Origin of the sequence: Aeromonas sp. HMWF015, assembly GCF_963878965.1 — a bacterium.
Classification (GTDB): Bacteria; Pseudomonadota; Gammaproteobacteria; order Enterobacterales; family Aeromonadaceae; genus Aeromonas; species Aeromonas veronii.
In genome coordinates, this window is sequence record NZ_CAWNZT010000152.1 from 2,133 (window position 1) to 2,491 (window position 359).

Annotated in this window: 1 pseudogene; it reads right to left on the reverse strand. The window is 64.1% G+C overall.

The features are described from left to right. Positions 1-359: pseudogene (locus AACS18_RS23245) on the reverse strand (ribonuclease E); the annotation flags it as partial.

Here is a 359-nt window from a genome sequence, read left to right on the forward strand (position 1 = left end):
AACGGCGTCTACCGCTTCAACAACGACTTCGGCGCGCGGCTCACGGGGTGCTCGAGGTTCACGGGCCGGACGTGGTGCACGTTCCTGGCGCGGTTCGCGAGGCTCGCGCTCCTGACGGGGTTCACGTTCCATGCGCTGTTCGCTGCGCACTTCGCCACGAGCTTCACGCTCCTGACGAGGCTCGCGCTCTTTGCGGGGACGGCGATTGCGGTTTTCACCAGCTTCGCGGTTGCCACCTTCACGCTTCTCGCCTGCTTCCGCATTGTTGCGGTTGCCACGGTTGTCGTCACGACGAGGACGCTGACCACGGCCACGACCTTCTTCGCGCTGATGACGTTGACCTTCATCCTTGCGTGCTT